Genomic DNA, 22133 nt, shown 5'->3' with positions numbered 1-22133 from the left:
GTCCGGGGGACGGCCTACTTGCAGAGGTCGTCGGCGGCGTTCACATGCTCGAGGTCGGAGGGCAGTGTGACCGGAGCCGCACTGGGCCCGCCCGCGTCGCTCGGCGTGTCGGGCAGGGTCTGCCCGAAGGCGGTCGGGGTCTTCACGGTGCCCGAGAAATCCGACCCCACCACGACCTCGACGATGCTGCCCAGCCCGCTCGCCGGTTCCAGGATCGCGCCCGGAATCGCGCTGGCCACGGTTCCGGCATCGGCCTCGTGGCCGCTGGAGTAGCGGACCTTGGTCTTGGCGGAGACGCCGTCGGCGTAGTTGCCGGTGCTGTAGATCTGGAAGCCCTGCGCGGCCAGCTTGGTCGCGGTGGTGCCCGCGATGCCGCCCTGGCCGGAACCGTTGGACACCTGCACCGAGACCGTCTGCGGATCCACCGCGGCCGGTTTGGGTTTGGCGACGGGCACGCCGGCGGGGGCCGCCGGGGGCTCGGACTTCTTCTCACCGGGCAGCGGCTGGTCGTCGATGACCGCGCGGAAGATGGCCTTGATGTCCGATTCGCGCGGGATCTCGTTGCCGTACGAGGTGGTGCCCGCGGTCGGGACGGTCAGGAAGGTGATGCTCCCAGCCTGCATCTTCTGCATGGAACGGCCCAGGGTGAGCAGGTCCTTGGTGGTGACGCTGTCCATGAAGGAGTGCTTGGCGAAGGCGTTGATGAACCCGTCGAGCTTGGCCGGGTCGAACAGCACCTTGCTGGACAGCGCGCTGCGCAGCAGGGATGACAGGAATCGCTGCTGCCGGTTGATCCGGTCGTAGTCGCTGCGCTCCTCGCCGTACACGTGGCGGGCGCGCACGTAGTCCAGGGCGGTGGAACCGTTGACCGTCTGCTTGCCCGGGGTGGTCAGGACCGTTCCGAGGACCTCGTCGACCAGCGGTTTGGTGGTGCACACCTCGACGCCGCCGACCACGTCGACCATGGACTCGAAGCCGGCGAAGTCGATGCCGACGAAGTGGTTGATCTTCAGGCCCGACATCTTGGTGATCACCTTGGTCAGGCACTTCGGCCCGCCCAGCGCGTAGGTGGCATTGAGCTTGTCGCCGTCGGCGGCCGGGAACTTCTGGCTGGAGTAGGCGGCCTTCTCGTTGTCCCAGCCCTCGCAGATCGGACGGGAGACGTCCAGGTCGCGGGGGAAGGACACCGCGACCACACGGGACCGGTTGGCCGGGATGTTGACCAGCATGACGGTGTCCGAGCGCGCGCCCTCGGCGTCGTCCACACTGCCCGCGCCGAGAGTGCTGTTGGTGCCCGCCCGGGTGTCGGTGCCGACGATCAGGAAGTTCTCGTCGCCGTTCTGCCCGTCGGCGTCGACGACGTCCGTGCTGTTCGGATCGAGCGCGACGACCTGCTGGAAGTTGCCGTCCTTGGCGCGCAGATAACTCCAGCCGCCCGCCGTCACGAGCAGCGCGAGCACCGCGAACATCGCGGTGGCGCCGCGGGCCACCAGGCCGGCGCGCCGGCTGCGGCGGCGGCTGGTGCTCGACACCCATTTGGCCGGTGTGGAACCCACGGAGGCAGGTAGCGCGGTGGTCGGATAGTCGGCGGGCGAGGCGACCCGGCGGCCCAGCAGGGCGCGGGCACGCGCGGCCGTGGTCGGGGCGGCGGGGATGGCCTCGGTGACCGGGGGTAGTTCGTCGGTGACCAGATCGGCGGTCGGGTCTGCCCGGCGTACGGTCCGGCTGCTGCCGGTGCCCGGCGCGGCCGCCACCCGGCGGAGGTGGCTGTCGTCGCGCACGGTGCGCTGCGAACCTGTGCCGGGCTGGTTTCCGGCGGGCGGGGGCTGGGTGCTCGGTGCGGGCGGGGGAACGACGGGCCGGGCGCCGGTGGCGGGTGCGCCGTTCGGCGGGGGCACGGGAGCCGGTGCGGCCCCTTCTCGTTCGGCCGTGCCGTTGGTGGCCGCCGGTTCGTTCGGCTTGCCCGCGTCGGTGCGGGGGCGGCGACGCGTCTGGCGCTCGCTGTCCACCCGCTCGACCAGGTCCTGCACGGAGATGGGGGCGGCGGCGGAGTCCGCGTCGTCGGTGTGCCGGGAGCGGCGGGCCGCGCGCGACGGATCGTCCCCGTCCGCGGAGTAGCGCTCCCAGGGGGCGCGACCTCCGGGCCGTGGCGTACGCCCGTACCGATCGTCACCCACCAACGAACCTCACTTTGCTCTTGATGCCGAGGGCCATGATAACGATTTCGCCACGGTGAACCACTCGAACATGTGTCCACCCAGGTAGATCCGTTTTTTCTGCTTTGTCGGGATGCTTCGACCGCTGGGACGAACGTTCCGCAAAGTGTGCCAGGGCCTCGGCCCTACGCCCGGGAGCTGGGCCGGACATTGACCGGATCGTGCCGGATCGCCGGCAGCGGCAGGCGGCTGGACCAGGGTGGTCGCTAGCCGCCGGAATGCATGACGTCGGCGGCGGCCGGGACGGTCGCGTCCTCCGGATCGTCGAGCCAGCCGTCGGGCAGCGCGACCTTCGCCTGCGGGGAGCCCTGCCGCCCGCGCGGTCCGAGCGCGTCCTCCGGGAACGGCACGTCCGGATCCAGCTGCCCGACCAGATCCCCGATCTGAGCCAGGCTGGTCACGGTGGCGAACTGCCGCCGCAGCGCGGAGCCGACCGGGAAGCCCATCAGGTACCAGGCCATGTGCTTGCGGATGTCGCGCATGGCCTTGTCCTCGCCGTCGTGCTCGACGAGCAGGGCGGCGTGCCGGTAGAGGATCTCGCCGACCTTGCCGAGCGTGGGTCCGGCGGGGATGGGCTCACCGCGCAGGGCGGCGCTCAGTTCGCCGAAAAGCCACGGCCGCCCCAGGCAGCCGCGGCCCACCACGACGCCGTCGCAGCCGGTCTCGGCCATCATGCGCAGCGCGTCGTCGGCGCTGAAGATGTCGCCGTTGCCGAGCACCGGGATGGTGGTGACGGTCTCCTTGAGCCGCGCGATGGCCGACCAGTCGGCCTGCCCGGAGTAGAGCTGGGCGGCGGTGCGGGCGTGCAGCGAAACCATCGCCGCGCCTTCCTCTTCGGCGATCCGGCCGGTGTCGAGGTAGGTGGTGTGGTCGTCGTCGATGCCGATGCGGAATTTGAAGGTGACCGGCACTTCGCCTGCGGCCGCGACCATTTCGCGCACGATCTCGCGGAACAGCCGCCGCTTGTAGGGCAGGGCGGAGCCGCCGCCGAGACGGGTGACCTTGCGAACCGGGCAGCCCAGGTTCATGTCGATGTGGTCGGCCCAGCCCTCGCCGACGATGATCCGCACGGCCTCGCCGAGGGTCTTGGGGTCGACGCCGTAGAGCTGCATGGAGCGCGGGGATTCGTCGGGTCCGAAGGCCATCATGTTGAGGGTCTTCTCGTTGCGCTCGACAACCGCGCGGGCGGTGATCATCTCGCACACGTACAGCGATGTGGCGCTGCCGAATTCACGGCACAGGGTGCGGAAGGCGACATTGGTGATGCCCGCCATCGGGGCCAGCACGACCGGCGGATCGAGCGGGTAGGGCCCGATCCGCAGCTCGGTCTTGGGGGCTTCGAGCGAGGCAGTCACGCCTCCCAGTCTCTCATCCGCGTGGTGGCGGCCAGAGCCGCCCGTCCACTCGAGTGCCCCCGGTCACAGCGTCAGCGGGCGGCGGGCCGGGTGCCGGGCTGGAACGTGAAGCCGATGGCCTCCATGACCGGCTTGCGCTGGGTCTTCTGGATGGCGGCGATCCGCCACTCCGCGTCGGTGTCGCGCACGACGGTGTAGGTGACGAGCTTGCCGAGCTTCTTGGGCTGCTTCTTGCCCACGTCCCCGGCCGACACGACGACGACGGTATCGGCGCCGTAGCGGCGGATGTCGAGGGTCTCGCCCCACATCCGGGTGCCCTTCAGGAACGAGTCGAACAGCGCCTGGTGGGCCCGGCCGATCTCCGCGCCGCCGTGGTACACGGTCCCGGCGAAGGTGACGTCGGTGGCGTCGGTGGTGAAGCAGTCGCCGTAGGCGGCGCCGTCGCCGTCGTTCCAGGCCGCGGCGACACGGTCGAGCAGGGCATGGATGGCGTCGAAATCGGTGCTGCCGTTCATGGTTCAATCCCCTTCAGGTGTTTGCTGCTCCTGGAAAGCATCTTCTCACAAGAAGTATCTTCCTTCAAGAAGAGAATTGAATCGGAGGCGTCCCCATGCTGTCGGACCCCGCACGGGCCAGTGCGATCTATCGCCGCTACCTCAGCGCCCTGGTGCTGCACGCCCAGGCCGGGGCGCGGGCCGTCGGACTCGGCGCGACCGATCTGTACGCCCTCAACATCCTCGACCTGAACGGCGCCATGACCCCGGGCGAACTGGCCGCCCGCACCGGACTGACCACCGGGCCCACCACCCGCCTCATCGACCGCCTGGAGCAGGCGGGTCATGTGCGCCGGGTCCCCGATGCCGCCGATCGCCGCAAGGTCCTCATCGAACCGATCCCGAACCCCGGCGACCTCGAGCGGGTGCTCGCCCCCGCGCGCCGCAAGGTCGGCGAGATCCTGCTCGGCTACACCCCCGAGCAGCAGGAAGTGCTGTTCGACTACTTCGAGCGCGCGGGCCTGGCGTTCCAGGAGGCGGTCGACGAGATCGACTGACCCGGAGACGACGACGGCCCCCCGGGATCGGAATCCCGAGGGGCCGTGCCGAATTCGAGTCGGGTCAGGCGTTGGCCGCGGCCAGGTCCCGGTCGCGCTTGGCGGCCTCGCGGGCCAGCATCTTGTCGCGCTGCTCCTCGAACTTCACGACGTCCTTGCCGAGCCGCTCGAGGAAGAGGCCCAGACGCTCGCGGGTCTCCTCACCGCGCGCGGTGAAGTCGGTGCGCTCGAAGATCTGCCACTTCTTGAGCACCGGGTTCACCACCTCTTCGAGGTGCTGGCGCAGGTCGTAGATGCCGTGCTTGGCCATCAGCACGCCGTTGCGGCGGAAGTTGGGCATGCCGGCGCCGGGCATCTGGAAGTTCTCCAGGATCATGGTGATCGCCTCGAGGGCCTGGTCCGGGCAGAGATCCAGGGCCGCGCCGCACATGTTGCGGTAGAAGATCATGTGCAGGTTCTCGTCGGCGGCGATGCGCTGCAGCATGCGGTCGGCGATGGGGTCGTCGCACACGCGGCCGGTGTTGCGGTGCGAGACGCGGGTGGCGAGTTCCTGGAAGGTCACGTACGCCACCGAGTGCAGGAAGCCGGCGCTGCCGGTCTGCTCGAGCTGCTCGGTGGGGGAGGCGAACCCGTTGGTCATGTGGATCATGCGGGCCTGCTCGAGGGCGACCGGGTCGACGCCGCGGGTGACGACCAGGTAGTCGCGCATGACGATGCCGTGGCGGTTCTCCTCGGCGGTCCAGCGGCCGACCCAGGTGCCCCAGGCGCCGTCCTGGGAGAAGTTCTCGGCGATCTCACGGTGGTAGGAGGGCAGGTTGTCCTCGGTGAGCAGATTGGTGATCATGGCCGCCTTGGCCAGTTCACTCAGCTTCGACTGCGACGGATCCCAGTCCTCACCGCCCATGGCCGCGAAGTTGCGGCCCTCGTCCCACGGCACGTAGTCGTGCGGGTGCCATTCCTTGGCCAGGGAGAGGTGGCGATTGACGTTCTCCTCGGCAACCGGCTCCAACTCCGTCAGTAGCTCGAGTTGAGTCAGATCCTTTGCCATACATATGCCCTTCGTGTCGTGCGTCGTGCTGTCGTACCCTCGCCGGCCTGCCGCCGCGGCCCATACCTTACGTGACCGTAGGGTGATGTGAAACTCATCTGTGCGCCATTGCGGGGTAGGTGAGGGATGTCATAAGAAGCGCGGCCCACAGCGTAGGGGGTCTATCGCTGTGGGCCGCGCTTCGTTAGCCGTGCATCAGCAATGGATGCGAGATCACTTCTTCCCGAGCAGACCGCCCAGGACGCTGCCGAGAACGCCACCGGCGTTCTGGCCCATGGCCTTGCCGAGGATATCGCCCAGACCGCCCGTGCCGCCCTGACCGCTGGTGGCCCCGCCGAGCAGGCTGCCGAGGATGTCGCCGAGACCGCCGGCGCCGGCCGCGCCGGGCTGAGCGGCCGCGCCGCCCCCGCCGAGCATCTTCTTGCCGAGGTACGCCAGCACGATCGGCGCGAGCATCGGGAGCAGTTTGCCCATCAGGTCGCCGCTGATATTGCTGCCGCCGACATTGCCGAGAGCGCTGATCACCGTGTTCTTCTCGGCGCCGAACGTCTGGTCGATGATCTGGCTACCCGTGGAGGTATCCACCTGGCTCATGTCGACACCGCCGTCGAGCAGACCCAGCGGCTGGTTGGCGACTTCGTTCTCGAGATTCAGACCGACCTCGGGGTTGCCGGCCTGTGCCTGGAATCCGCCGAGCAGGACTGGCACGGCCGCGCCGACCGCGGTCTTGGCGGTGGCCTCGTCGACGCCGAGCTGTTCGGCGATCTGGGCGATTGGAACTTGAGAGAGCAGGTCATCGAAGGAAGTCATGAACTCCGCCTGTGGTGATGGATTCCCGGGAAAAGCCCTACCGAGGTCACGCTAGGTGAAACCCGGACAGATTGCCACAGATTCGCGGATGTGGCGAGGGCCCGGAACGGCTGTTCCGGGCCCTCGCGTGAGTGTGCCCCCACCAGGGCTCGAACCTGGGACCTGCGGATTAAAAGTCCGTAGCTCTACCAACTGAGCTATAGGGGCGTGCGGGAGGTCAGTTTAATGGGCCGGGCCCACAAGTGTTAAACGAGTATCCGATTGTGCTCTGGCAGACGGTATTTGCGCAGGTCATAGTGGTGGCGTCGAGTGTGCGGCGGGTCGGGGAGGGGCGCCCTGACAGCGCGATCGGCGTGACGGGGCGTGCCGACGGTGTGACCGGCCGTGCCGATCGTGGGGGCTCGGCGAGCCGGGGTGGCGTGTTGGGGGGACGATGTGGCGCTGTGAGGGTGCGGACCGGTCGGTGCGTCACCGCGACGGGGCAGAGCCGGGGTGCCACGGGGGTCGGCGCGGAGTGTGGGTGGGGTGAGGTGACGGTGTGGTCCCGTCATGCCCGGACGCGTCCGGGTGGGCGTTCGCGCGTCCGCGGACGCGCGTCGGGCTCGGCCTCGGATGACCCTCGCAATCGCCTTGCCACTCAGTTTGTTTCGTGGCCCTCGAGTGTGAATATCATCCAATGGTGATGCGTGGCAAGCTTTTTGGGGTGGGGGGAAGCGGCCGGTCCAGCCCGGTCCGAGCGCGGGGGTGGTGGCTCGGCGGTGCCGCGGGCCGGGTGGCGTCGTCGCGCGTTCCCGGGATCGCCGGGGCGAACTTCGGTGAGATATGGGCGAATTCGTCGTTTCGGACCAATCGTCCATACGATTGCTGTGGAATTGCGGTTTTCGTTAGGAGGTGTACTGGCTAACTGACTTTCCGGTACACGTCACGCTGGGTGAACTTTCCGGGTACGGTGACCGACTGGTGAATTCCCGAAGAGCTGGGATTGCCCCGGCGGCACGGGATTCGGCTTATCGTTGATATGCCCGAACGTGTCGCGACCGGTCCGGCCGATCGCGGCTCCAACAGATGAAGCTGCGGGGAGGCGGACCAGGACGACGTGAACGCCCGGGCGTGCACCCGCGCGGTGCGCTGGGTGGGAAAACCTATACCAGTTGGTGTGTTTCAAGTTTTTCGCGCTTTTCCGTACCAAGAGTTTGGTAATTCCGGGCATAGCCCGTTTTGAAGTATTTGAAAAACACGTAACTTCGCGTCGAGGCCGTACCGCGGTCGGCGACGGTTAGCTAGCTTCGGAGGCGTTTCGAGCATGGCACGGCAGCAAGAGCGGGCCCGCCGGACACGCGCGGCGATCATCAGGTCCGCCGCCGTTGAGTTCGGGAAGAGCGGCTATGCCGCTGCATCGCTCAACCGCATATTGGAAGGTTCCCGGGCGACCAAGGGGGCCATGTACTTTCACTTCGACTCCAAGGAGGACTTGGCGCGCGCGGTGCTGGAAGCGGCGGTCGACCGCTACCGGGCATCGACCGAAAGGTGGCTGACCCGAACCGATCTCGGACCACTCGACGTGCTGCACGGCATGATCGACGAGATCGCGTTGCGGCTGGAGAACGACATCATCATCCAGGCCGAGTTCCGGCTCATCATCGAGCCGGAGTTCTATCGCGACATCCAGGCCGGCGGCGGCCGCATCCTCGGGCGCGCCATCCGGCAGCTCGCGGTCCGGGCCGCGGAGCACAAACAGCTGCGCCCGGATTCGGATCCGGACCGGTTCACCCGCACCCTGGCGGCGGCCCTGGCGGGCCAGCGCTACATCGCCGATGTGCTCACCGGTCCGGCCGATCTGCGGGCCCGGTTCGCCGAGGCGCTCGAGGTGATCGTCGACGCCACCGCGACACCGGAGTGGGCCGAGGAGTTCCGCCGCGTGGGCTGGCGGGTGTCCGCCCGGCTCGAAGATCTCAACTTGGGACTCTGACCAGCTGATTTGGGAATCACGCGGAGCCTGTCATAAGCTATCTCCGCTCCCAACGGAAGCCGTTGAGCAAACGGTCCGGAGAAATCCGGCGGGCCCCCTTCGTCTAGCGGCCTAGGACGCCGCCCTTTCAAGGCGGTAGCGCGGGTTCGAATCCCGTAGGGGGTACAACGATGGTGACATCGTTGTCGGAGCAAGCAGCAAGGCCCTGTGGCGCAGTTGGTTAGCGCGCCGCCCTGTCACGGCGGAGGTCGCGGGTTCGAGTCCCGTCAGGGTCGCAAGATCTTCTTGCGACAGCAAGAAGCGCACGAAACTTGGCATTCGAATCGGGTGCCTTTCGGCCAGGTAGCTCAGTTGGTACGAGCGTCCGCCTGAAAAGCGGAAGGTCGCCGGTTCAATCCCGGCTCTGGCCACTCGATCGCAGGGAGCCCCTGCTCGCGGACAACGCGAGCAGGGGCTCTCTTCGTCTGTCTTGTGGGGGTCGAGCCCCCACACCCCAGGCGGAGGGCTCCGCCCCGGGCCCCCGGCTCCCGCCGCGGTTCGATCCGAATCGTTCTGTCGTTGCGTGTTTTGTCGTATGCGCGTCCGATCTTGGTGGAATGCTGGGTTGCATGGCTGAGGACAACCAGTGGTATTACTGCATCTCCCATCACAAGGCGGAGCAGGGAAAGTCCTGCTGGGTCGGGGACCGGATGGGGCCGTATCCGGATCAGGCGACAGCCGAGCGGGCGTTGGATATTGTGCGAGAACGAAACCGGCGTGCCGACCAAGAGGACGACTGACGCTCGGGTGACGGGGGTGACCGCGCCTACACGGTGCGCTCACGAGGCACTCAGGCGGACCAGGTACGGTTTCTGAGCCAGAAGACGACCGATCGGGAGGGCGTACCTTGAAGGTCACCGTGGTGGTGCCGACCTACAACGAGCGGGAGAACCTGCCCGTTGCGGTGGAGCGGCTGACCGCACTGCCGGTGGAGGACCTGCATGTGCTGGTGGTGGACGACAATTCACCGGACGGCACCGGCGAGGTCGCGGACAAGCTGGCCGCCGACCTGCCGAACGTGGTGAGCGTGCTGCACCGGACGGAGAAGGACGGCCTGGGCCGCGCCTACATCGCCGGCATCACCAAGGCGCTCGACGAGGGCGCGGACGTGGTGATCCAGATGGACGCCGACCTGTCGCACCCGGCCGAGGTCATTCCGGCCATGCTCGACAAGCTGAAGACCACCGACGCCGGCGTGGTGCTCGGATCCCGGTACGTCCCCGGCGGTTCCACCGCCGCGGAGTGGAAGTGGTACCGCAAGGCGCTCTCCGCCTGGGCCAACTTCTACGTCAACATGATCCTGCGTCTGGGCGTGAAGGACGCCACGGCCGGGTTCAAGGCGTGGAAAGCGGACACGCTGCGCGCCATCGACGTGGCCTCGATCAAGTCGAACGGTTACTCGTTCCAGGTCGAGATGAACTACCGCACCGTCAAGAAGGGCATCTCCATCGCGGAGGTGCCGATCCGCTTCGAGGAGCGCACCAAGGGCGCCTCGAAGATGAGCCTCAAGGTGCAGCTCGAGTCCGCGGCCATGCCGTGGAAGCTGCTGTTCGGGCGGGCGGTTTAAGAACTCCCGGCGCTAGGGGTTTTACCCGTATCGCCAGGCCAGTGGAGCAGCGTGTCGACGAACAACTGTCGGACCTGCTCCACTTCCGCGTCCAGGCGGGCCGGGTCCCAGCCGCTGACATCGATCGGCGGTAGGACGGCCACGTCCACCACGCCCTTGCGGACGATCGCGGAGTTGCGCCAGGCGATCTCGCCGGCATTGCGGATCACCACGGGGATGATCGGCACGCCCGCCTGGATGGCGATGTGGAACGCGCCCTTCTTGAAGGCGCCGACGCGCGGCGTCAGGGAGCGGGTGCCCTCGGGGGCGATCACCACCGACAGTCCGCCGCGCAGGGTGTCGACGACCGGTTCCAGCGCGGCCTTGGCGGCCTTGGTGTCGGCGCGGTCGATGAAGGTGACCTCCACGAACCGCATGAGGGGCCCGAAGACCGGGTTCTTGGTGATCTCGCGTTTGGCGATGCCGGTGAATCCGGCGCCCAGCACCTCGGCCAGCACCACGATGTCGAACTGGCTCTGGTGGTTGAAGATGAACACCGCCGGTCGGGGCGCGCGGGCGTGTTCCGCGCCGGTCACCCGCACCTTGACCTGGGTGCCGCGCAGGGTCGAGTCGGCGGCGTGGGTCATCATCGAATCCGCCATCTGGCGGCGCTGTTTCGTGTGTGCCTTGGCGGCCACGCCGAACAGCGCCCCGCCGAGTAGACCCGTGAATCCGGCCAGGGTGCGGGCGTAGTCGGTGGCCCTGGGGGCCTGCCGGGGCCGGAAATGCAGGACCGGCCATTCCCTTTCGGCCGCCTCGAGCACGACGCGCGGGTCCGGGTTGACGGCCACCGGGTGCCCGGCGGTCTGGAGCAGCGGCAGGTCGGCGGCGCTGTCGGCGTAGGCCCAGCTGCGGGTGAGGTCGATGTCGTGGGCGATGGCGAAGCGGCGGACGGCGTCGGCCTTGCCGTTGCGCCACAGCGTCTTTCCCTCGACATGCCCGGTGAGCACGCCGTCCTGCACGGCCATGGCGGTGGACAGCACGTGCGGGATGCCGAGTTCGGCGGCGACGGGTTCCACCTGGTAGCGGCTGATCGAGCTGATCAGGACCAGGGTGTGGCCGGCGGCCTCGTGCTCGCGGACCAGCCGCCAGGCCTCGGGGTAGATGTGCCCGTACACGTTGCGCGCGAACACCTGCCGTCCGAGGTCGATCAGGTCGGCTTCGGGCACCCCGGCCCAGTCGTACATGGCCGATTGCAGGAAGCGTTCGTATTCGCCTTCGCTGCGGGCGCCGCGGATACTGCCGAGCAGGCTGGCGGTGAGCGCACCGCGGGCGCTGCCGCGGCGCAGCAGGCGGCGGGCGAGCGGGGGCGGGTTGAAGCCGTGCACGACGGTGCCGCCGAAGTCGAAGATGGCGGCGACCTGCGGGCCCTGCGGTCCGGTGCGCACGGCCTCGAGGGCGGTGGCGAGATCCTGTGCGCCGATGGGCCGCTGGGTGACACCGACGCCGGGTCGCAGGGTCGGGTTGGTGCGTCCCGCCGCGCGGCCCCGGACCCGGTGGGTCACAACGCTTCCATTCGGTTGGACGGGTCCAGGGTGGCCGCCCGGGTGATGCGCTGCCCGATGGCGCGCAGTTCGGCGGCGAAGGCGCTGCGCCGGGCGGCCAGGTCGGCCGGATCGCCGGCGGGGGTCAGCAGGCCGTGGTTGTCGGCGAGTTTGACAGCACTGCCGAACAATTCCGAGGACACCGATTCGGGGCTGTGCAGGCGTTGTTGCAGCAGCATCTGTTTGCCGACCTGGAGGCATTCGTCGATGAGGGCCTTGCGGTCGACGGGGTCGACCGGATCGCGGGCGGCGAGCCGTTCGGCCACCACCAGTTGTGCGTCGAAGAAGGAGCGCAGCACGCGGTGGGCCATCATGAAGCCGGAATCGGCGAGCCGGGCCTGGATCTCGGAGCCGAGGGTGCCCGCGGCGGTCCGGTGATGCCATTCGGGGTCCACACGCAGCATCTCGGCGGTGAGCTGGGTGGTGAATTCGGCCCGTTCGGGGAAGAAGAACTCGAACTTGAGCAGGTCGCGCAGGCGGTAGGCGGCGTCCCACCCGGCGCGCAGCTGGTCGCCTTCGGGGGCTTCGACGGCGGTGAGGACCGCGAGTTCGAGGATGGCGCGGTTCACGAACCAGTGCACGGCGCTGTTGCGGTAGAACGCGGCCTCGAGGTGCGCGCCCGCGTTGATGGCGTACACCGGTTCCAGTCCGGCCCGGTACACGGTGACGACGGTGGCGACGGCCAGCTGTTCGAGGACCACGGCGAGCCCGTGATCGTCGCGCAGCGTGTCGAGCTCGCCGGTCGGCAGGCCGCGGCTCTCGATGTAGCCGAGTACGGGCGCGATGGCGTTGCGGAGTTCGGGCCGGGTCAGCGCGCGTTCGTGGACGCCGAGCAGCACCAGGGTGGTGAGCGCGTTGACGGTGATCGGGGTGACCTCGTTGATGCCGACGGCGACCTCGAAGGCCAGCCGCTGTACGGCCAGCTGCTCGCGTTCGACGGCTTGTTCGGTGCCCGGATCCTGGTGTCCGGTCAGCGGATCCCCGTTGGCGGCGAGGCGGTCGCGGGCCGAGAGCGGGGTGCCGAAGCGTACGTACACGTGCCCGGCGGAGTGCTGCTGGTTGCGGACGTAGCGGGCCAGCCAGGTGAGGCCCTCGGGTTGTTTACGGCCGCCGGTCTGTTCGTCGGCGATGGCCCCGATCTCGTTGAGCCGTTCGTAGGTGATGGAGACCGGCACCAGCATGACGTCGTCGATGCGTTTCGAACGCAGCGCCGCCGCAAGGTAATTCAGCAGTCCGTAGCGTGGCGGCCGGAGTTTGCCGGTGCGGGTGCGCCCGCCCTCGAAGTACCACTCCAGGTTGAAGCGTTTGGTGAGCAGGTAGGCGAAGTACTCCTCGACGACGGCCTTGTAGACCTCGTCGTCGCCGAAACTGCGGCGGATGAAGACGGTTCCGGTACGCCGGGCGATCGGCCCGATCGGCCAGAACTTGAGGTTGGCGCCGCCGACCACGTGGTTGGGCGGGAAGTCGTTGCGCGCCAGGATGTCCCCGAGCACGAAGGCGTCCACGTAGGAGCGGTGCGAGGGCAGGAAGACCAGCGGATAGCGGCGGTTGAGCGAGCGCAACCGGTCGAGTCCGGTCTCGTCGGCGTCGACGTTCCAGGTGGAGGCGTGGACGGGCCGCATGGCCTGGGTGAACAGGTCGGAGACGAGGCGGCTCTGGGCGGCGACGAGTTCGCGCAGGCCTCGCTCGGCACGCCGGTAGACCTCGCGTGGGGGGAGTCCGGATTCCAGGGCGATGATGTCGAGCCGGCGCAGGAATTCGGGGGAGTCCAGGATCTCCTCGACCACCAGTCGCGGCACCTTGTACCGGTCGCCGATGACGGCGCGCTCAGCGCGTTCCAGCGCGACGATGCCCGCGCGCACGATGGCCCGCCCGAAAGCGTCGGGCACGATGGCGGATCCGGGGTTGTTGGCGCGCAGCTCGCTGAGCCGGGCCGGCTGCCCGGTGAGGATCAGGTGCCGGTCGGGCGCCTTGCCGATGAGCCGCCGCTGCATGAACCGGTGCGGTTTGCGCGGGTTGGACAGGGACAGCAGGTCGCTGAAGGTGGTGCGGCGCACGCCGTCTCGTTCGGGCGGCAGCCACAGCACGCGGACCGGCACCACCAGCGGGTCGTCGGCGCGTCCGACGAGGCGGTCGGTGACGGCGGCGGGGTCGAGGTCGATTTGGGTGACGGGGGCGGAGGTGCCGAACTCCTGGGTGATGCCGCCTTCGGCGAGCCAGCCCCCGATGAGTTCGCGTTCCACCCGGGAGGCGGCGTCGACCAGGGCGACCACGGATTGCGGGGCGGTGAGCGCGGCTTCGGGGAGCCGACTGTCGTGATCGAGCATCTTCGTTCCCTCCGCCTGAGCCGCTGCGATCCATTGAAGCCCAAACCGGGGCGGTGGGACGGGAGGTCGGGCAATTCACCGGTCCGACCCGGAGTTTCGCGGTGTTGCGCGGTGGTGGTGACGGACGTCGCGATGCGGGCCTCCCCACAAATGGAAAGGTAATGCTAACCTCACTCCCGAGTTAGGTAAGCATAACCTTGGAGGTCTGGTGTCGGTCGCTGACGAACGGGTACGGCTCGAGGGGGAGCAGCGGTGGGGAGAGTACGTCACCGATCCGGTCGCGGCCGTCACCGCGCTGGCGGCGGCGGATCGCTTCGGTGAGTACGTGGTCTACGAACGGCCCGGCGAATGGGTCTTCGCCGCCGACCCGCTGGGCGGCGTCGAGCTGGACGCGGGCGAACTGCGGGTGAGCTGGGACGGACAGACCACCGCGGGACCGTGGTCGGGCAATCCGGCGCAGGCCCTCGACCGCGCGCTGGCCGGGCTGCCCCTGGAGGGCCGCAACGCCTTCGGCTGGATCGGCTTCGAGTTCTGCGCCTGGTCGCTGGGCGCGACCGAGCACGTGCACCCGCGGGCCACCCTGGCGCACTTGATGATTCCGCGCATCGAGGTCCGCATCGACGCCACCGGCGTGCGGGTGTCGGGCGCGACGCCCGCCGAGACCGGCGACATCCACGAGCTGATCGCCGCCGCGCAGGACACCGCGCTGCCCGTCGCGTATCCCGTGGACGTCACCCCGGACCCGACTGGCTATCAGGACCGGGTCGCCGCGGGCGTGGCCGAGATCCGGGCCGGCAAGTACCAGAAGGTGATTCTGTCCCGGAAGGTCGATCTGCCCTTCGCGGTCAATATCCCCGCCACCTACCGCCTGGGCCGCGCGAACAACACCCCGGCGCGCTCGTTCCTGCTGCGCCTGGGCGGCCTGGAGGCCGCGGGCTTCAGCCCGGAACTGGTGGCGGCCGTGGATCGCGACCGGGTGGTCACCACCGAGCCGCTGGCCGGGACCCGCGCCTTCGGCCGCGGCGACGACATCGACCTGGCCGCCCGCGCCGACCTGGTGCGCGACCCGAAGGAGATCGTCGAGCACGCCATCTCGGTGCAGACCTCGTTCGCCGAGATCGCCGCGGTCGCCGAGCCGGACACCACTGCGGTCTCCGACTTCATGGCGGTCCGTGAGCGCGGCAGCGTGCAGCACCTGGCCTCCACCGTGCGTGGGCGGCTGGCCGCCGACCGCAGCCCGTGGGACGCGCTGGAGATGCTGTTCCCGTCCGTCACCGCCTCCGGCATCCCCAAGGCCGAGGGCGTGGACGCGGTATTCCGCCTCGACCACGATCCGCGCGGCCTGTATTCCGGTGCGGTGGTGACGGTTTCCCCCGACGGCGCGCTGGAGGCGACGCTGGTGCTGCGCGCGGTCTACCAGTCCGGTGCGGGCGCCTGGCTGCGCGCGGGCGCGGGCGTGGTCGGGCAGTCGCGGCCGGAGCGGGAGTTCGAGGAGACCTGCGAGAAGCTGGGCAGCGTCGCGCCGTACGTGGTGCGGGCCTGATCCCCGAACCGGCGATCTGCAGGTCAGATCGGGAATTCGACAGCCGTCAACCGCTCGGACAGCTCCCAGAGCTGCCGGGCGGTTTTCTCGTCGTGGGAGGCGGCGTTGGAGCCGACCCGGGTCGGGTGGCCACGCCAGTTGAACCGGTCCGGCCCGTAGTAGGCGCCGGGTTCGACATCCGCGGTGGCCGCGTACAGGGTCGGCAGCGCGCCCATGTCGGCGCTCTGCGCGATCAGCCGGTTGCCGAGGCCGACCAGCTGTTCGAGCACGTTCTGGGTCTCGGAGCTGATCTCGGTGGCGGCGTAGCCGGGGTGCGCGGCGACCGCCAGTCTGGCCGATCCGGTGACCGTGAGCCGCCGCTGGAGTTCGTAGGTGAACAGCAGCATGGCGAGTTTGGACTGCGCGTACGCGCCGAACCGGGAGTAGGCGCGCCGCTCCCAGTTCAGGTCCTCCAGGTCGATGCGCCCGATCAGGTGGGTGAGGCTGGAGGTGTTGACCACGCGCTCCGAGATCCGGTTCAGCAGTAGGCCGGTCAGCGCGAAATGGCCGAGATAGTTGGTGCCGATCTGCAATTCGAAGCCGTCGGCGGTGGCCCGCTTGGGCACCGCCATCACGCCCGCGTTGTTGATGAGGACGTCGGCCCGGTCGACGGTGCCGGCGAAAGCGCGCACGGAGGCCAGGTCCGCCAGATCGAGGGCGCGGATCTGGACGTCCCCGGGCATGGTGGCGGCCACCGCCCGCGCCTTGATCTCATTGCGGCAGGCCATGATCACGCGCGCTCCGGCGGCGGCCAGGGCGCGCGCGGTGGCCTCGCCCAGGCCGCTGGTCGCTCCGGTGACGATGACGATCCGGCCACTCTGGTCAGGAATATCCGATTCGTTCCACCCACCCATAGGTGAACTCTATGACGGAACGGCTCTCAGCGCGCGGCGAGGGCCTTCTTGTCGATCTTGCCGACCGCCGTCACGGGCAGGGAATCGGTCTGCCGCAATACATCCGGGAGTTTGTAGGTGGCCAGGCCGCGCTCGGTGAGGAAGGTCTTGACCGCCGCCAGCGACGGCAGCTCGCCCTCGGTCACCAGGAACACGCCGACCTTCTCACCCAGGGCCGCGTCGGGCAGGCCCACGGCGGCCGCGTGCCGGACGCCCGGATAGGCGAGCAGATGCTCCTCGAGTTCGTCGCAGGAGATGTTCTCGCCGCCGCGGTTGATCACGTCCTTGATGCGGCCGGACACGATCAGGTGGCCGCTGGGCAGGCGGCGCACCAGGTCGCCGCTGCGGTAGAAGCCGTCGGGGGTGAAGGCACGGGCGTTGTGCTCGGGGGCGCGGTAGTAGCCGCGCAGCGTGTAGGGGCCGCGGGTGAGCAGTTCACCCTCCTCGCCGTCGGCGACGTCGTGGCCGTGCTCGTCCACCACCCGCACCTCGTCGCCGGGGGCGAGCGGACGGCCCTGGGTGGTGCACACCAGGTCGTCGGAGTCGTCGGCGCGGGTGTAGTTGAGCAGGCCCTCGGCCATGCCGAACACCTGCTGCAGGCGGCAGTCCAGGGCGGGGGCGACCTCGCGGGCGTTCACCTCGGCCAGTTTCGCGCCGCCGACCTGGAGCAGTCGCAGCGAGGACAGGTCCGCGTCCTCCCATTCCACTGCCGCGCACCACAATTGGGCCAGCGGCGGCACCACGGCGGTGACGGTCACCTGGTGCCGTTCGATCGCGGCGAAGGCGCTCTCCGGGCTGGGGTCGGTGACGAACGCCATGGCCCCGCCGGTGGCCACGGTGCCGAGCACGCCGGGGCAGGCGAGCGGGAAGTTGTGGGCGACGGGCAGGGTCGCGAGGTATACGTCGTCGGGCCCGAGTTCGCAGACCGCGGCGCTGGCGGTGGCGTTGTAGACGTAGTCGTCGTGGGTGCGCGCGATCAGCTTGGGCAGTCCGGTGGTGCCGCCGGACACCAGCATGAGCGCGATGTCGGAGGCGTCCACCTCGGGCAGCGAATCACCGTCGGCGGGAATCGAATCCAGGTCGGTGAACGGCCCGGGGTCGCCCAGGATCAGGATGTGGCGCAGGTCCGGGAGTTGTGGGCGGACCTCGGCGGCCAGGGCGCGGTAGTCGAAGTCGCCGAGCCGGTCGGCCGCGATGTAGGCGACCGCGCCGGAAAGCCGGGCCAGATGCTCGATTTCGGCGCGGCGGTGCGCGGGCAGGGTGAGCACCGGGATGATCCCCGCGCGCAGCACGCCGAACAGCAGCGGCAGGAACGCGGGGGTGTTGGGCAGCTGGATCACCACGCGGTCACCGGATCGGATGCCGAGCTTCAGGAGGCCGTGCGCCATCCGGTCCGCGGCGCGGTCGAGGTCGGCGTAGGTGGCCGGGGCGCGGCCGGGTTCGTCGCTCAGCAGCGCGGGCCGCGTGGGCCACTGCCGGGCGGCGTCGCGCAGGAGTTCCCCGAGCGGGCGGCCCGCCCAGTAGCCCTCGCGCCGGTACCGCTCGGCGAGGTCGGCGGGGAAGGCGACGAATCCGTCGCGGTGGCCCGCGGCGGCGGGTGCGGTCGTTGTCACGGCTCTGACCTCTTGCTGGTAAGGGTGTCCTTGCATAGGTTAGGCAACCCTATCTCAATGGGTTACGCTTCTGCCCATCGATCCCGTCGAACAAGGAGTACCAGCGGAATGGAGTCACCCCAGGGGCCGTCGGCGAACATCGCCCGGGACGAGATCCGTGCCGCCATCGCCGGACACCTCGGTCTCGAACCGGCCGATATCGCCGACCACGACGACCTCATCCAGCTCGGCCTCGACTCCATCCGCACCATGAAACTCGCGGGCGGCTGGCGCAAGCGCGGCCTGGCCGTGAACTTCGCCCAGCTCGCCGCCGAGCCCACGGTCGCCGCCTGGCACGGCCTGCTGAGCGGGACCGGCGAGGAGAGCGCGGCGGAGACCAATCGCGAGGCCGCGCAGGCTGATTCGGGACCGGAGCCGAGTAGCGAGCTCGCCGCGGTCGGCGTCGCGGCGGCCGATGACCTCGAAACCGGCGTCGACGACGGCGCCCCGTTCGCGCTCGCGCCCATGCAGCACGCGTACTGGATCGGGCGGTCCGACAGTCAGCAACTCGGCGCCGTCGCCGCTCACCTCTACGTCGAATTCGACGGGGCCGGTGTCGATCCCGCCCGCCTGGGCGCCGCGGTCGAGGCGCTGGTGCGGCGGCATCCGATGCTGCGCACCCGGTTCCTGCCCGACGGCACGCAGCAGACCTTGGAGCGCCCGGGCCGGGACGTCTGGAGCGTCACCGACCTGCGCGACGCCGCGCCCGAGGCGGTGGAACGGGCGCTGGAGGAGCTGCGGGACCGCCGGACCCACCAGCTGATGGCCGTCGAGGACGGGCAGGTCGTCGATATCGCGCTGACCCGGCTGCCGGAGGGCCGCACCCGTCTGCACCTGGACGTGGACATGCTCGCGGCCGACGCCATGAGCTACCGCATCCTGGTCGCGGACCTGGCGCGCCTGTACCACGGTGAGCAGCTGCCGCCCCAGGACTACACCTTCCGCGAGTACCTGGCCGAACATGCCGGTCCCGCACCGGAACACGCCGCCGACCGCGCGTGGTGGCAGGCCCGCCTGCCCGAGCTGCCGGGCGCGCCGGAACTGCCGCGGGCTTCCGAGGCCGCGGTGGCGGAGCCGGGGGAGCGGGCGGCGCGGACCGTACGGTTGCACCGCTGGCTGTCGCCGGAGGCCAAGGGCCGCATGTTCGCCGCGGCGCACGCCCGCGGCATCACCCCGGCCATGGCCTTGGCCTCGGTGTTCGCCGAGAGTATCGGCGGCTGGTCGGCACAGCGCCGGTTCCTGCTGAATCTGCCACTGTTCCACCGGGAACCGGTGCACCCGCAGGTGGACGGCGTGGTCGGCGACTTCACCTCCTCGGTGTTGCTGGAGGTGGACGTCACCGAGCCGGCTACCGTCACCGAGCGCGCCCGGGCGCTGCAGCGCGAATTGCACGCCGCCGGAGCGCATTCCGGCTACACCGGCCTGGAGGTGCTGCGCGATCTGGGCCGCCTGCGCGCCGAACCGGTGCTGGCCCCGATCGTCTACACCAGCGCCATCAATCTGGGCGAGCTGTTCGCCGACCAGGTCACCGACACCTTCGGCGACCCGGTCTGGATCATCTCGCAGGGTCCGCAGGTACTGCTCGACGCGCAGGTCACCGAAGTTCGCGGCGGTCTGCTGCTGAACTGGGACGTCCGCTCCGACGCCTTCCCGCCGGCCATGGTCGAGACCATGTTCACCCGCTACATCGACGCAGTCCTGCGCCTCGCGGGCAGTGACGAGCCCGGTCCGGACGCCGATGCCGCCCACACCACCGCCGGTTTCGGTGGCGCGGGATGGGACGCCGAGGCCGCGGTGCGAATTCCCGTGGAGCAGGCGGTAGTTCGCGCCCAGGTGAACGCCACCGACGGCCCGGTCAGCGGCAGCGCGCTGCACAGCGGCCTGTTCGACCACGCCGCCGCGAACCCGGACGCTCCGGCGATAGTCTGGGAGTCCGACCGCGTCGATCCGACGGGTGCGACGGACGGCCGTGAATCGGGCGTCGTCGCAGACATTCTCACGTATCGGGAGCTGGCCGCGCAGGCGCTCGCGGTGGCGGGTGCGCTGCGGGCGGTGGGTGTGCGGCCGGGCGACGCGGTCGCCGTGCAGTTGCCGAAGGGCGCGGATCAGATCCTGGCTACCGTCGGTGTACTGGCCGCGGGGGCCGTGTACGTGCCGATCGGTTTCGACCAGCCCGACCGGCGGCGCGCCGAGATCCTGCGGACCGGCGCGGTCGTCGCGGCGGTGACGACCGGCGGCGAGGTGCCCGGGCTGCCGACCGTGGCCTTGCGCGCGGCGCGGGAGTACCCGGAGCCGTTGGCGCAGGCCGTGATCCCGGATCCGGAGGCCATCGCCTACGTGCTGTTCACCTCCGGCTCCACCGGGCGGCCGAAGGGTGTGGAGGTGCCGCACCGGGCCGCCATGAACACCATCGACGACCTGAACGAACGCTTCGGGATCGGGGTGGATGATCGGGCGCTGGCCCTGTCGGCGCTCGAATTCGACCTGTCCGTCTACGACATCTTCGGTCTGCTGAGCGCCGGCGGCGCGGTGATCGCGCTGGATGAGGGACAGCGCGCGGAGCCGGGCCGCTGGGTGGAACTCATCCGCCGCCACCGGGTGTCGGTGCTGAACTGCGTCCCCAGCCTGCTGGACATGACGCTGGAGGCCGCGGCCGGGAAACCTGTGGACAGTTTGCGCACGGTGATCCTGGGCGGCGACTGGGTGGACGTGGCGCTGCCGGGCCGCCTCGCCGCGGTGGCTCCCGGCTGCCGGTTCGCCGGGCTGGGCGGGGCCACCGAGACGGCCATCCACTCCACGATCCGCGAGGTCGTGAATGCCGAGGTGCCGCCGGAGTGGTCGGCCGTCCCGTACGGCACCCCGCTGCGCAATGTGCGTTGCCGGGTGGTCGGCCCGTCCGGTCAGGACTGCCCGGACTGGGTGACGGGTGAACTGTGGATCGGCGGCGAGGGTGTGGCCGCCGGGTACCGCGGGGACCCGGAGCGCACCGCCGACCGGTTCGTCACCCACGACGGCCTGAACTGGTACCGCACCGGCGATCTGGCCCGCTATCTGCCCGACGGCTGCCTGGAATTCCTGGGCCGCGCCGACCATCAGGTCAAGATCCGCGGCTACCGGGTGGAACTCGGTGAGGTGGAGAGCGTGCTGCGCGGCCTGCCGGGTGTGCGGCACGCCATCGCCGCCGTGGTGGGCGCGGCCGCGCCGAAGCTGGCCGCCGTCCTGGTGGCCGACGACGGCGTCGCCCTGGACGTCCCGGTGCTGCTGGAGACGGCCGCGAATCTGTTGCCCGCCTACATGATTCCGGATCGAGTGGAGACGCTCGCCGAGCTGCCGTTCACCTCGAACGGCAAACCGGATCGCAAAGCCATCGCCGGGCTGCTGGCCGAGGGCGAGCGGGCGGGCGAATTCGTCGCGCCCCGAACCGATGTCGAGCGCGCCGTGGCCGACATCATCGCGTCGGTGCTGGGCCGCGAGTCCGTCGGGGTGACCGACGACTTCTTCGCCCTGGGCGGCGATTCGGTGCTGGCCACCGCGGTCATCGCCCGCGTGCGGGACTGGCTGGACTCCCCGGACGCGGTGGTCGCGGACTTCTTCGCGGCCCGCACGGTCGAGGGTCTGACCGCCCGGCTGCTGGAGCGGGAACGCCGGGCCGGCGCCACCGGCCGGCTCGACGGCGTGGCCAGCCTCTACCTGGAGGTGGCCGCCATGTCCGACGACGAGGTGCTCGCCCTCTCCTGAAAAGGCGTGATCCCCGCGCCCCTTTCACAGGGTGCGGGGATCGGCGGCAGGTATCTCAGTGCGCGCACCCACCAGGCCGCCGACACGGATCGGTGGGAGCCCTGTTTCCAGATCAGGACCAGAATGCCCGGCAAACCCGCGAGTATCAGGGCGTCCATGGTCGCGGACGCTACCGCTCACGCAGGTCAAAGGGGTGAATAGGACACGGACACGCCGCGCTCGGTACCCGCTCGGGACGGGCGGCAAATCCCGCGTCCGGGAACCGTTAACGCCGACATCGGACGTGCGCGCCTCCGCGCCCCT

Annotated in this window: 15 protein-coding genes and 4 tRNA genes; 9 read left to right on the top strand and 10 right to left on the bottom strand. The window is 69.7% G+C overall.

The genetic code is table 11. The annotated features are described in order from the left end of the window. Nucleotides 1-14: 14 nt before the first annotated feature. The 3 genes from ACFYTS_RS00745 to ACFYTS_RS00735 all read right to left on the bottom strand — a co-directional run bounded on the left by ACFYTS_RS00745 (nt 15) and on the right by ACFYTS_RS00735 (nt 4086). On the bottom strand, nt 15-2177 hold the full coding sequence (locus ACFYTS_RS00745) for an LCP family protein (RefSeq protein WP_357282640.1): 2163 nt from the start codon (nt 2175-2177) through the stop codon (nt 15-17). A gap of 245 nt (nt 2178-2422) precedes the next feature. Further along, entirely contained in the window at nt 2423-3571 is a 1149-nt protein-coding gene (gene dusB, locus ACFYTS_RS00740; protein WP_357282638.1) for a tRNA dihydrouridine synthase DusB, read from the bottom strand. 71 nt (nt 3572-3642) lie between these two features. Continuing rightward, on the bottom strand, nt 3643-4086 hold the full coding sequence (locus ACFYTS_RS00735; RefSeq protein ID WP_387300414.1) for an SgcJ/EcaC family oxidoreductase: 444 nt from the start codon (nt 4084-4086) through the stop codon (nt 3643-3645). A 95-nt stretch (nt 4087-4181) separates the two neighbouring features. On the opposite strand from ACFYTS_RS00735, the gene ACFYTS_RS00730 reads away from it, so the two are divergent. Next, nucleotides 4182-4622, top strand: coding sequence for a MarR family transcriptional regulator (locus ACFYTS_RS00730; RefSeq protein ID WP_357089559.1), 441 nt, complete (start codon nt 4182-4184; stop codon nt 4620-4622). Between the two features lie 64 nt (nt 4623-4686). Here the strand turns inward: ACFYTS_RS00730 and ACFYTS_RS00725 are convergent, their stop codons facing one another. From ACFYTS_RS00725 to ACFYTS_RS00715, 3 genes are all read right to left on the bottom strand, one after another. Beyond that, nucleotides 4687-5670, bottom strand: coding sequence for an acyl-ACP desaturase (locus tag ACFYTS_RS00725; protein WP_357282633.1), 984 nt, complete (start codon nt 5668-5670; stop codon nt 4687-4689). Between the two features lie 213 nt (nt 5671-5883). Then, on the bottom strand, nt 5884-6480 hold the full coding sequence (locus tag ACFYTS_RS00720) for a DUF937 domain-containing protein (protein ID WP_387300412.1): 597 nt from the start codon (nt 6478-6480) through the stop codon (nt 5884-5886). A gap of 134 nt (nt 6481-6614) precedes the next feature. Beyond that, a tRNA-Lys gene (locus tag ACFYTS_RS00715) sits at nt 6615-6687 on the bottom strand. A 1096-nt stretch (nt 6688-7783) separates the two neighbouring features. Between ACFYTS_RS00715 and ACFYTS_RS00710 the strand changes: the two genes are divergently transcribed. From ACFYTS_RS00710 to ACFYTS_RS00685, 6 genes are all read left to right on the top strand, one after another. Then, nucleotides 7784-8449: a TetR/AcrR family transcriptional regulator gene (locus tag ACFYTS_RS00710; RefSeq protein ID WP_357089553.1), complete on the top strand. Its 666-nt coding sequence runs from the start codon at nt 7784-7786 to the stop codon at nt 8447-8449. A 92-nt stretch (nt 8450-8541) separates the two neighbouring features. After that, nucleotides 8542-8614 (top strand) — tRNA-Glu (locus ACFYTS_RS00705). 36 nt (nt 8615-8650) lie between these two features. Further along, nucleotides 8651-8724 (top strand) — tRNA-Asp (locus tag ACFYTS_RS00700). A gap of 61 nt (nt 8725-8785) precedes the next feature. Continuing rightward, nucleotides 8786-8859, top strand: a tRNA-Phe gene (locus ACFYTS_RS00695). A gap of 198 nt (nt 8860-9057) precedes the next feature. Then, nucleotides 9058-9228, top strand: a complete 171-nt coding sequence (locus tag ACFYTS_RS00690) for a hypothetical protein (RefSeq protein WP_357089550.1) — start codon at nt 9058-9060, stop codon at nt 9226-9228. Between the two features lie 125 nt (nt 9229-9353). Continuing rightward, nucleotides 9354-10055, top strand: a complete 702-nt coding sequence (locus ACFYTS_RS00685) for a polyprenol monophosphomannose synthase (RefSeq protein WP_357282825.1) — start codon at nt 9354-9356, stop codon at nt 10053-10055. Here ACFYTS_RS00685 and ACFYTS_RS00680 read toward each other — a convergent pair. After that, nucleotides 10052-11599: an HAD-IB family hydrolase gene (locus ACFYTS_RS00680; protein ID WP_387300409.1), complete on the bottom strand. Its 1548-nt coding sequence runs from the start codon at nt 11597-11599 to the stop codon at nt 10052-10054. The genes ACFYTS_RS00685 and ACFYTS_RS00680 overlap by 4 nt on opposite strands. Further along, entirely contained in the window at nt 11596-13965 is a 2370-nt protein-coding gene (locus ACFYTS_RS00675; protein ID WP_357282625.1) for a glycerol-3-phosphate 1-O-acyltransferase, read from the bottom strand. The genes ACFYTS_RS00680 and ACFYTS_RS00675 overlap by 4 nt, the downstream gene beginning before the upstream one ends. Nucleotides 13966-14173: 208 nt before the next feature. Between ACFYTS_RS00675 and ACFYTS_RS00670 the strand changes: the two genes are divergently transcribed. Continuing rightward, on the top strand, nt 14174-15508 hold the full coding sequence (locus ACFYTS_RS00670; RefSeq protein ID WP_387300407.1) for a salicylate synthase: 1335 nt from the start codon (nt 14174-14176) through the stop codon (nt 15506-15508). Nucleotides 15509-15531: 23 nt separating this feature from the next. On the opposite strand, the gene ACFYTS_RS00665 is transcribed toward ACFYTS_RS00670, so the two are convergent. Next, nucleotides 15532-16401 carry an oxidoreductase gene (locus ACFYTS_RS00665; RefSeq protein ID WP_387300405.1) on the bottom strand — a complete coding sequence of 290 codons (870 nt, stop codon included), beginning with the start codon at nt 16399-16401 and terminating at the stop codon, nt 15532-15534. A gap of 26 nt (nt 16402-16427) precedes the next feature. Beyond that, entirely contained in the window at nt 16428-18053 is a 1626-nt protein-coding gene (locus tag ACFYTS_RS00660; RefSeq protein ID WP_387300403.1) for a (2,3-dihydroxybenzoyl)adenylate synthase, read from the bottom strand. Between the two features lie 108 nt (nt 18054-18161). Here ACFYTS_RS00660 and ACFYTS_RS00655 point away from each other — a divergent pair, with 108 nt between their 5' ends. Then, a complete protein-coding gene (locus ACFYTS_RS00655; protein WP_387300401.1) occupies nt 18162-21830 on the top strand; it encodes an amino acid adenylation domain-containing protein in 3669 nt (1222 codons plus the stop codon). Nucleotides 21831-22133 lie beyond the last annotated feature (303 nt).

This window comes from Nocardia sp. NPDC004151, from assembly GCF_042874235.1.
Classification (GTDB): Bacteria; Actinomycetota; Actinomycetes; order Mycobacteriales; family Mycobacteriaceae; genus Nocardia.
The sequence above is the reverse complement of the archived record's forward strand: the minus strand, read 5'-3'. Positions and strand labels throughout refer to the sequence as shown.

Bases quoted from the DNA above. Each gene is read 5' to 3' on its own strand.
- ACFYTS_RS00735 (WP_387300414.1), bottom strand. From the start codon at position 4,086: ATGAACGGCAGCACCGATTTCGACGCCATCCATGCCCTGCTCGACCGT.
- ACFYTS_RS00730 (WP_357089559.1), top strand. From the start codon at position 4,182: ATGCTGTCGGACCCCGCACGGGCCAGTGCGATCTATCGCCGCTACCTC.
- ACFYTS_RS00725 (WP_357282633.1), bottom strand. From the start codon at position 5,670: ATGGCAAAGGATCTGACTCAACTCGAGCTACTGACGGAGTTGGAGCCG.
- ACFYTS_RS00720 (WP_387300412.1), bottom strand. From the start codon at position 6,480: ATGACTTCCTTCGATGACCTGCTCTCTCAAGTTCCAATCGCCCAGATC.
- ACFYTS_RS00710 (WP_357089553.1), top strand. From the start codon at position 7,784: ATGGCACGGCAGCAAGAGCGGGCCCGCCGGACACGCGCGGCGATCATC.
- ACFYTS_RS00690 (WP_357089550.1), top strand. From the start codon at position 9,058: ATGGCTGAGGACAACCAGTGGTATTACTGCATCTCCCATCACAAGGCG.
- ACFYTS_RS00675 (WP_357282625.1), bottom strand. From the start codon at position 13,965: ATGCTCGATCACGACAGTCGGCTCCCCGAAGCCGCGCTCACCGCCCCG.
- ACFYTS_RS00665 (WP_387300405.1), bottom strand. From the start codon at position 16,401: ATGGGTGGGTGGAACGAATCGGATATTCCTGACCAGAGTGGCCGGATC.
- ACFYTS_RS00655 (WP_387300401.1), top strand. From the start codon at position 18,162: ATGGAGTCACCCCAGGGGCCGTCGGCGAACATCGCCCGGGACGAGATC.